This window comes from Bacillus sp. AFS001701 (assembly GCF_002559405.1).
Classification (GTDB): Bacteria; Bacillota; Bacilli; order Bacillales; family Bacillaceae_G; genus Gottfriedia.
In genome coordinates this window covers 1-10,109 of the sequence record NZ_NTZO01000249.1, presented here as the reverse complement: position 1 = coordinate 10,109, position 10,109 = coordinate 1, and the positions used below count along the sequence as shown (strand labels likewise).

The following is a 10,109-nucleotide window of genomic DNA, read 5'->3' as shown; positions in this document are numbered from 1 at the left end:
GCAAAATCGGACACGTAGAAAAGGGAAATAAACGAAATCTATAAAAATAATCGTTTTTTATTGATTTTTATAAGTTTTTGGCAACGGGATAAAAATGAGTTCATTTGCAAAAACGCCAAATCCTCCATATTATGCTGTAATTTTTTGTTCTAAAAGAACGGATGGGGATAATGGGTATAGTAAGATGTCTGAAAAAATGGTTAAATTAGCATCGAGTCAACAAGGATTCCTAGGAGTTGAAAGCGCTCGTGATCTTGAGATGGGGATAACGGTTTCATATTGGGAGTCATTGGATGCTATTAAGACATGGAAAGAGCACGCAGCTCACAAAGTTGCTCAAGAACATGGGAAAAAAGATTGGTATGAATCCTTCGCATTAAGAGTGTGTAAAGTTGAAAGGGATAATTTTTTTGATATGTAGCCATTGAATAATGATTATAATTGAAACAAATCAAAATCAAGATGTAAATAATATAAAATAATTGGAATAAATTTGAATGAAAATGATAGTTATTATCAATACTATAAATAAGAAAGGGCAACCTTCTAAGTAGGTTACCCTTAAGACAATTACATTCCAGCTTCAAATGTTTTACAATCTGTTTCAGCATTGTTTTTAGCTTGTTTCCCTTTATGGCTCACAACATAAATGGAATCCGCACTACATTTGTTTCCAGAAGCCCAATATTTACAGTTATCAACTTCGCAAAGTACATCTTTTGCCATTATAAGACACCTCCCTTAATTTTATCTTTTACATTAATAAGGGGATTGATACATTCATTATCTCTTTTTTTTATGTAAATTAATTCAAGTGAGAAACTCTTAAAAAGGCAATTTAAAAACCTTATCGAAAATGCGGTAAGGTTTTTAAAATTGTGCACTCCTTTGACATGGTTAAACATATTGGAAATTGAATATAATAACGTTTAAACTTGATAAAGATTGTGCTTTTTTTTAAGCAATTAGTTAATTTTATAAAGTTTAAAGTAAATTAAAAAGAAATAACTTATTAAAGTCAAAGCTCAACATGTATTCACCTAAACTTATACCGATCTTTTCAGTGGAAAACAGAAAAAGATAAAATTGTATACCAAAACTAGGTAATTGTGGTATAATTTCTTGTAAAATAGACTAATTAATGCCTTTTGGTATACCGAGGTTGAAGAGAGGAAGGTGATACAATGTTGAAGTATTTGTTTGGATTGGTAATTTTTTTATATTTATTTTCTTCCTTGTTCCATTGGGATTTACAATTTTTTATTTCTTCTTTATGTGCCTTTATTGTTCTTTATACGATGTTTACAGTTAAATCGCTCGTTAGAACAATAGGGAGTATATTTTTACTTATAGGATGTATTCTTCTTTGGAGAAGCAATATGAGTATAAAAGAATATATTCTTTCATTTGGTCCAATGCTGGATTTGCTTACTATGTTTGCAGTAATTCCAATATTAGGTTTTCCGGTTAAACTGGGAGGATATGCAAAGGGCATTCAAACGATCATACAGAAGAAAGTAAACACATCTGGCCAGTTGTACATAATGACATCAGGAATATCCTACTTTTTAAGTATGTTTATGAACTTGGCAACTCTACCAATGACTTACTATTCTATTCAACCATCCTTAAGTCTTTTTTCTATAAAAAAAGAAGAGCGATTTATGAGTCGAGCTATTACACATGGATTTGCTATGCCTCTACTATGGGCTCCAATTACACCAATCGTAGGTATCGTAATTGGCGTAACTGGGGTAAGATGGATATCTATTTTGCCATATGTATTACCGTTAAGTATATTGGGGATTGTGTTAGATTGGGTATTGGCGTCAAGGAATTCTCGGAAAAGTGTTACGAAAGGACATAGAAATGATTTAGTAAAAGATGAAACTGCTGCTTCACTAGAAGGTGTAGCTCCTAAAAGAAAAGTTTTTCATATTTTCTTAGCTATTATTCTATTCAATCTCATCATATCATTTGCAGAACATCTTTTTTCGTATTCTTTTGTGATTATCGTATCAATTCTAGTAATTCCGTTTGCTCTTGCTTGGTCTGTTTTCATAAAGCAACAAAAAGCATTTTTACATAGTTTAAAGGAATATTTTCATTCCTATTCCTTTAAAATGAAAGATCAATTTTTTATCTTTTTGTCAGCTGGCTTTTTTATTTCCGTTGTAAAAGGTACAAATATAAATGAAACTGTAAATTTAGCAGTCACTCATTTTAAAGGTATTGTAGGACCAGAGGTATTTTTAATTCTATTACCATTAATTCCGTTAGCATTTGCGTTTACAGGGCTACATCCTGCAGTAACCTTGACGTTAATGGCTGAAGCGCTTGATCCACAAAGCTTAGATATTTCACCGTATATTTTAACCGTGTCATTACTTGCCGGAGCCATTTCTGCATTTTTAGTAGGGCCATATAATGCAACGATTGGATTAATGTCGAGCATCGTTAAAGAAAGCTCCTTTAAAGTATCGAATTGGAATATACCTTATACAATTAGTTATTTACTCATTGTAATGTTTTATTTGTTTGGTTTAGAGTGGCTTATTTAGAGAAATCGAAGGGACAACAGTATGATCGTTGTCTTTTTTTATTTGTAAAATTAAGAAATAGCACTGGATCAGTGCTATTTCTATGTAATCTATACAGTTAGTATGTCTGACTTCACTAATTTGGAATGCTGAGAGTCCTCGCTGTTTCCTTGAGCTTTTACTATTTCGTATAACTCTTCTTGGGCTGCTTCAATCGTTTCAAATGTCTCAAAGAATTTTACGCGAATATCATTCACGTATTCTTTTCCTTCATACTTTTCGTAAAGTTTAATTTTTATTTTGTCGTCTAACACTTCGGCAATTGTGTATTTAGCTTTTAGCTCGTTAAAAAAGTAGAAGTGGTATGTTTCGATTGCCTTTAATCCTTCGTTATCTACAATAGTTTGAAACGTGTCTTTATTTGTCAAAACAATATACTTACCCATCTTTGCACACTCCTCATCTAATTATGTAGTACTGAGCACTAGGTATTTTGTATACCAAATTTCTATTCATAGTGTAATACAGAAAAAAATATTAATCAATATAATTTTCTGAATTTTTGATAAAAACAATTAATGGTTATAATAAATAGTTTTATTGAATAGAAAAAACACTCAATGTTAAAGTTTTCCAAATAAATAATAGTATTTACTTTCTAAAAAATTCGAATTATAATCAGATTAAATTTTTGAAATTTTAAGAAAATTATACTGGAGGGATACATATGCCAAAAGTACGCTTGCATGTAGAAGGAGAAATTATTGAGCAAGAAGTGCGTGATCACGCGAATTTAGTAGTGTTGGCAGGCATCCGTCAATTCCCGAAACTGAAATACGGGTGCGGGATGGGTAAATGTACAAAATGTGCATGTAGAGTGCTAGAAGGTGCCGAAAAGCTTGATCCGCCAAACTGGAAAGAGCAGAAAATGCTAGGTGAGAAGGTTGAAGAAGGCATTCGATTATGCTGTCAGTTAACCATCAAAGATGATATTGTCCTTTCACAAGAAAATATAAACGCCTCAATACCGAAAGTTGCAAAGCCAGTAAATGCACAGTAATTTTTTGCATCATTTTAGGTATACAAAATACCTCTTTAATTTAAAGGTTGAATTCATAGGACGAAAGTGAAAGATTTTGTAAGCGGATACAACTATGAAAGGGGGTGAAAATATGAAATCATACTTGTTAACTGAGATGACTTGGGAAGAAGTAAAGGATGCACTACATACTGTAAAACTAGCAATAATTCCAATTGGTGCACACGAACAGCATGGCCCTCACATGGTTGAAAGCTGTGATGCTGTACTAGCTGAGAAAATGGCTGAAAAATTAGCTGAAAAAATGTATCCTCATGTAATTGTAACGCCTACTGTTAATATGGGAGTCTCGCACCATCATTTAAACTTTCCAGGAACCATTTCATTGCAACCGACTACGCTTATAGCAATTTTAAAAGATATGATCGTATCTCTTAAACAACATGGTATTCAAAAATTTTTATTATTAAATTCTCACGGTGGCAATCAGTCAACTTTAAATGTTGCTTGCACCATGTTGTCAGAAGAGCTAGGTTCAGAAATCTATTATGCTAAAACGACTGCATCTGCCAAACTTTCAATCTCAGAATCTATTCACTCGCCATTGTTCGGTCACAGCTGTGAACGAGAAGTGTCAGAAGCACTTTACTTGGCTCCTCATTTAATTAGACCAAATAAAATTACTAAAGGAAGTATCCAAAACGAAGGTAGATGGAAGCAGCTACGACCTGGTAAAGCTATTCAAGGGTTTTATCGATACGAAGAGATGACGACTAATGGTTGCATTGGGGATGCAACGAAAGCAAGTTTCGCAATAGGGGAAAAGATTGTAGGTGAAGCACTCGAAAACCTTTCAAACGAACTCCAAAAGCTTTTACATCTAGAAGAAGAATGTAAGTTGTAAGTACCTATAAATGAGAGGGTGGGGTTTATGGATTTAACTGTTGCTCACTGGCTTTATGGTATCATGACACTTGTTGTAATTGTGACTATGCTGTTTCGAAAAGGGGTTGTATTGCCTACCATCATTGGAACCTTTCTTGTTTCTGTTGCTTATAAGGGATCAGTTGTTGGTGGTTTTCAAGCATTGTTCAACGCAAATCTGGTAGCAGCAAAGGAGCTATTTACGATCTTTTTAATCATCACTTTTATGGTGGCTTTATTACATTCCTTAAAAGATACTGGTGCAGATGAAAGAATGATTGCTCCGATGCAAAAGGTAATGAAAAACGGACATATTGCTTTTGCTGTTCTATTAGTTGTCACATACGTCATTTCTTTATTCTTCTGGCCTACTCCTGCCGTTCCGCTTATTTGTACGTTATTAGTACCTGCGGCTATTCGTGCTGGTTTATCGCCAATTGCTTGTGCCATGGTTGTTTCTATTGCAGGACAAGGTATGGCTTTATCATCCGACTATATTATGCAGATCGCTCCAATGCTTACTGCAAAATCAGCAGGTATTCAAACATCAGCTGTGTCAGGTAAGGTCATGATTCTCTCTTTAATTACAGGGGGAGTTGCAATCGCGATTACTTACTTTACTGAACGCAAATCAATCGGTAAATCAGAAAGTGAAGCTTCATTGCAACATTTACAGTCACTTGTAAACAAAAACTCTTCTGCAAACGAGATAGCTGCTGCAACAGAAGCAACTATAGATGATAGAGAGCGTGAAAAATGGGGTAAAATCTTTGCTATATTAGTCCCACTATCACTACTAGCAGTTATCATATTTATGTTTTCAACGAAAATCGGTAATGGTAAAATGAGTGGTTTTGAAGGAGGAGACGGTGCAGCATTTATCGGTGGTGTTGCGACTATGTTGTTAGTAGTAACATGTGTAGCGTTCCGTCGTTTACAAGCTCTTGATAAAATTAGTGAGCATATTACAGAAGGATTCGTATTTGCATTTCGTGCAATGGGACCAGTTATTCCGATTGCAGCATTCTTCTTCTTAGGCAGTTCAGACTTTAGTGGTACCATTTTTTCTTTAGGAGAAAATGTAGCAAAGCCAGCATTCTTAGTTGATTTAGTTCAGGCTGGTCAATCAATCATTCCACATAATTCGGTTTTAACGGCGTTTGGTCTCTTAATTACTGGAGCAATTACTGGGTTAGAGGGTTCAGGTTTTTCTGGATTACCGCTAGTGGGAGCTTTATCAGGAGCGTTGGCACCTGGGGTTGGTATGGAGCCTGGAACGCTAGGAGCAATCGGTCAAATGGGATCTGTGTGGACAGGTGGTGGAACGTTAATTGCGTGGTCCTCATTAGTAGCGGTTGCTAGTTTTTGTGGAGTGAATGTTTTAGAGTTAGCTAGGAAAAACTTACTTCCTGTTGCTACAGGCTTAATAGTCTCTACCATTGTCGCTCTCGTTATATGGTAGAGCATCTCTTTAAAATTTAGAAAAATTAGAAAATTAAGTGAAATTATATTTACAAATACGAAACAATGGGTTACTATAAGATTAGTTGGTATACCAAATACAAAATACAAATAAATCACTCGTATTCAGTAGTTTTTATAAGTGTTTTAAGTGATTTGGTATACTTCGTTGTTTAACTACTATTAAACTACATAAACATATTGGAGGAGGAGTTTGGATGACTAGATTATTATCTAAAGATGAGTTTCGTAAGGAGTTAGAAGAAGCGATTAAAGGGAACCACAGCCAAAAAGCACCTTTTACTGTAGCATGGGCTGAAGGAAAATTAGAGCGTAGTCACTTCGCTCGCTGGGCTGAAAATCATTACCATTATGTTGGACCTTTTGCAGATTACTTAGCTTATATCTACCATAACACTCCAAACTTACCAAAATATGAAGATGCAAAAGATTTCACATTGCAAAATATGTACGAAGAAGAAATCGCTGGCGATCGTCATACAGACTTATTAATCCGATTTGCTGAAGCTTGTGGAACAACTCGTGAGCGCGTATTGGATCCTAACAACATGGCTCCTACAACACTAGGTTTACAAAGCTGGTGTTTTGCAGTAGCAGCACGTGAAAACTTCGTAGTAGCAACTGCAGCATTAGTTGTAGGACTTGAATCTCAAGTTCCAGACATTTATCGTAAGCAAACTCCAGCATTACGTGAGAAGTACAACTTTACAGATGAGGAGATTGAATTCTTCGACTTACACATTGTATCAGATGAAATTCATGGAGAGCGTGGATACAAAATTGTACTTGATCATGCTGATACTCCTGAATTACAACAACGTTGCTTAGAAGTAGTTCGTACTGGTGCAAAAATGCGTCGCATGTATATGGATGGCTTATGGAGAGAATATCTTGAAAAAGATTTAGGTGCTCTAGTACAAGCATAATAATTAGTAAATAAAATGGCAGTTTCCATCTAGGGAACTGCCATCTTGTTCAGAAAGGATGATAAATTTGCTAACTACTAAACTAGAAACTTATAAAAATTACATATCTGGAAGTTGGATCGAGTCAGTAAATAATAAAACGTTCCAAAGCGTAAACCCTTCTAATAAGGAAGATATTGTCGGCACATTTCAAGCTTCGACAGAACAAGATGTGATTCAAGCAATTGATGCAGCTCACCAGGCTTTTCCTGCATGGGCTCAAACTCCTCCTTCTAAACGTGCTGCTATTTTAAATAAGGCGGCAGCAATACTTGAACAAAGAGTGGAACAACTAGCAGAGGAATTAACACGAGAAGAAGGAAAAGTTATAAGCGCGGCCAAACAGGAGGTGCTTCGCTCAGCGGAAACGCTTCGTTATTATGCGATTGAAGGGCAAAGCTTTACAGGGGAAACGTTCCCGAATGATGATCCAAATATGAGAGTTACAACAGAAAGGGAGCCTCTTGGTGTTATTTCAGTCATTACCCCATGGAATTTCCCAATCTCTATACCATCAAGAAAGATTGCTCCGGCATTAATTACTGGAAATACAGTTGTTTTCAAGCCTTCATCTGATACACCTTTAATTGCATATCGACTCGTTGAGGCGCTTCATGAAGCTGGTATACCAAAAGGAGTCATCAATTTTGTAACAGGAAGTTCATCCGATATCGGGGATATCTTAGTTAAACATCCTGCTATACGAGGAGTTACTTTCACTGGGTCTACTAGTGCCGGGGAACATATTCATAAAAACACATCCTTTACTACAAGAACACAAATGGAGCTTGGTGGAAAAAATCCTTTAATTGTAATGGATGACGCAGATGTAGACTTAGCAGTTAACCTAACCGTGAATGGAGGCTTTCACCTTACTGGTCAAGCATGTACAGGCACCAGTCGTGTAATTGTAATGAAGGAAGTAAAGGAACAATTTGTGCAGAAATTAGTAGAAAAAACAAGTGCTTTAAAAATTGGCGACGGCTTTGACGATCGTGTCATTATTGGACCTCTAGCAAATGAAAAGCAGTTAAAAAACGTGCTGAAGTATATAGGAATTGGTAAAGAAGAAGGAGCTACTCTTGAATATGGAGGCCAACAGCTTGCATATGGAAAATACGAAAACGGCTACTATATTGAACCGGCGATCTTTACGAATGTAAAGCCCGATATGCGCATTGCTAAAGAAGAAATTTTCGGCCCGGTTGTTGCTGTAATTGAAGTCGACAGCTATGAAGAAGCCGTTTTAATTGCTAACGATGTTGAATATGGATTATCTGCATCGATTGTTACGAATAATTTGAAACTCGCTCATCAATTTACTAAAGATGTTCAAGCAGGGACAGTTAAAGTAAATCGTACAACGACAGGTAATTTGATGAATGCACCATTTGGCGGAGTAAAACGCTCAAGTACTTCTACATTCCGTGAGTCAGGTAGAGTTGGACTTGAATTCTTTACACAAATAAAAACAGTCTATATCGGTTACTAAAGGAGGATTTTAAATGAAAAAAATATTAAAATTAGAACTAGATGAAGCAAAAGTAATGATTGAAGCTGCTAAGAAAAAATCAGAGGATATTAACGTTCCAGAGACGATTGCAATTGTAGATGACGGAGGATATGTTATTGCACTTGAACGAATGAATGGTGCTCGTATTACGGGTCCTGAAATTGCTATTGCTAAAGCATATACGGCAGCGGGGCATAAACGCTCGACTCATTTATTTAATACAGAACCAAACGGACCAGCCCTTCCGGGAAATGAAGCATTTGGAATACAACATATGCTAAATGGAAAATTTGCAATTTTTGTAGGCGGATTTCCAATTGTAGTTAATGGGGAAGTCATTGGTGGCGTGGGGATCAGCGGTGGAAATGGAGAGCAGGATACAGCGGTAGGCACAGCTGCTTTACAAGCATTGCAAGAGTTCCTTTCACATGGCGGTTATGAAGTTGTTACTGAGGCAGACATTAAAAAATAATACATTGGAGGCGGTTAGGTGTTGTTCCTACATCGCCTTTTTTGGTGTACTAACATTTGCTTAGAAAATAACCGGGATTAAAATTTGTAATTGTAGGAAATAAAAGTAGTTAGCTTAGCTATAAGAAGATTTACTTATTAAATTATAGGTTTGAGGGTTAAAAGAACTACATAGCAAACGTGCTTGTATTTACGATTTAGCCAAACTATTACCAATCTGATAATCACTTATCAGACAAACTCATTTAGGTCCAGATTCAACTGCTCGTGCTAATGGTTCTGTTGGTGGATAGATTGCTAAATGTTTAGTTCAAATGGCTGAGCAAACCCTTTGGGGATACACACGATAAATATCGTAAGTTAGTAGAAATTGCAAAGAGACTCCATGCCGAGTCTCTTTTAGTTTGCAATCGTTTAGTTAATTAGGAATATTTGAACTAATGTTGACACTTGTTAATAAAATATATTCACTTCTAAAATCAAATAAAATTATGGTAAAATTTAGTAAGTTAAAGTATATAACTGAAAAATAATGGAGAATCAATACGGAGGAAAATATGTATCATTTAATAAGCACTTCTCTTTATTGGATTGTTAAAGTATTTCGTTTATTAAAAGTGGAAGGAAAGAAAAATTTACCGGATAATGACAAATATGTTGTTACATGTACACATAGTAGTTGGATTGATGTTATTATGTTAGCATTGGCAGTTTATCCTACCCAAGTCCACTTTATGGCAAAAAAGGAATTATTTCAGACAAAGTTTACGGATAAGTTTTTAAGATCTATTAATGCTTTTCCGGTGAATAGAGAAAATCCTGGTCCAAGTACTTTGAAAATTCCTCTAAAGTTATTAAAAGAGGGTAAATGTATCGGGATTTTCCCTAGTGGGACTAGAACTAACGAAGAAGCGCCTTTAAAAAAAGGAGCAGTAACTATTTCTTTAAAAGGTATGGTGCCGCTGGTACCTGCAGCATATTCTGGTCCAACTAAAATTTCCGAATTCTTTAAAGGAAAGAAATCGACGATTATTTTTGGAAAATCCGTTAAGGTAAACAACGAATTTGAAAAAAATGAGTTAATTGAAGTAACATTATCTGAGTTAGATAATTCAATTAAAGAAATAGAAAAGTTTCTTGATAATCCTATTAAATTTAACTAAAACCAATTTAAT

Annotated in this window: 11 protein-coding genes and 1 pseudogene; 10 read left to right on the top strand and 2 right to left on the bottom strand. The window is 35.4% G+C overall.

The annotated features are described in order from the left end of the window. The first annotated feature begins 94 nt into the window (after nt 1-94). Entirely contained in the window at nt 95-421 is a 327-nt protein-coding gene (locus tag CN514_RS16580; protein WP_098233539.1) for an antibiotic biosynthesis monooxygenase family protein, read from the top strand. A gap of 149 nt (nt 422-570) precedes the next feature. Here CN514_RS16580 and CN514_RS16575 read toward each other — a convergent pair whose 3' ends face one another. Then, nucleotides 571-726: a DUF1540 domain-containing protein gene (locus CN514_RS16575; protein WP_088012223.1), complete on the bottom strand. Its 156-nt coding sequence runs from the start codon at nt 724-726 to the stop codon at nt 571-573. 653 nt (nt 727-1,379) lie between these two features. Here CN514_RS16575 and CN514_RS16570 point away from each other — a divergent pair. Further along, the gene (locus CN514_RS16570; protein ID WP_286141725.1) at nt 1,380-2,561 is read left to right on the top strand and encodes a hypothetical protein; all 1,182 of its coding nucleotides are present in this window, start codon (nt 1,380-1,382) and stop codon (nt 2,559-2,561) included. Between the two features lie 89 nt (nt 2,562-2,650). On the opposite strand, the gene CN514_RS16565 is transcribed toward CN514_RS16570, so the two are convergent. Then, a complete protein-coding gene (locus CN514_RS16565; protein ID WP_098233537.1) occupies nt 2,651-2,986 on the bottom strand; it encodes a hypothetical protein in 336 nt (111 codons plus the stop codon). A 281-nt stretch (nt 2,987-3,267) separates the two neighbouring features. On the opposite strand from CN514_RS16565, the gene CN514_RS16560 reads away from it, so the two are divergent. The 8 genes and pseudogenes from CN514_RS16560 (at nt 3,268) to CN514_RS16530 (ending at nt 10,097) form a co-directional block, all read left to right on the top strand. After that, nucleotides 3,268-3,600, top strand: coding sequence for a 2Fe-2S iron-sulfur cluster-binding protein (locus tag CN514_RS16560; RefSeq protein ID WP_098233536.1), 333 nt, complete (start codon nt 3,268-3,270; stop codon nt 3,598-3,600). A gap of 112 nt (nt 3,601-3,712) precedes the next feature. Then, a complete protein-coding gene (locus tag CN514_RS16555; RefSeq protein WP_098233535.1) occupies nt 3,713-4,483 on the top strand; it encodes a creatininase family protein in 771 nt (256 codons plus the stop codon). 27 nt (nt 4,484-4,510) lie between these two features. Next, complete coding sequence (locus CN514_RS16550; protein ID WP_098233534.1) at nt 4,511-5,965, top strand: hypothetical protein; 1,455 nt, start codon at nt 4,511-4,513, stop codon at nt 5,963-5,965. 217 nt (nt 5,966-6,182) lie between these two features. Continuing rightward, nucleotides 6,183-6,911, top strand: coding sequence for an iron-containing redox enzyme family protein (locus CN514_RS16545; RefSeq protein WP_056471818.1), 729 nt, complete (start codon nt 6,183-6,185; stop codon nt 6,909-6,911). A gap of 58 nt (nt 6,912-6,969) precedes the next feature. Then, entirely contained in the window at nt 6,970-8,442 is a 1,473-nt protein-coding gene (locus CN514_RS16540; RefSeq protein WP_098233533.1) for an aldehyde dehydrogenase family protein, read from the top strand. 13 nt (nt 8,443-8,455) lie between these two features. Further along, the gene (locus CN514_RS16535; protein WP_098233532.1) at nt 8,456-8,935 is read left to right on the top strand and encodes a GlcG/HbpS family heme-binding protein; all 480 of its coding nucleotides are present in this window, start codon (nt 8,456-8,458) and stop codon (nt 8,933-8,935) included. A gap of 244 nt (nt 8,936-9,179) precedes the next feature. Then, nucleotides 9,180-9,284: pseudogene (locus tag CN514_RS25345) on the top strand (small, acid-soluble spore protein, alpha/beta type); the annotation flags it as partial. A 207-nt stretch (nt 9,285-9,491) separates the two neighbouring features. Beyond that, nucleotides 9,492-10,097 carry a lysophospholipid acyltransferase family protein gene (locus CN514_RS16530; RefSeq protein ID WP_098233531.1) on the top strand — a complete coding sequence of 202 codons (606 nt, stop codon included), beginning with the start codon at nt 9,492-9,494 and terminating at the stop codon, nt 10,095-10,097. The last annotated feature ends 12 nt before the right edge of the window (nt 10,098-10,109 follow it).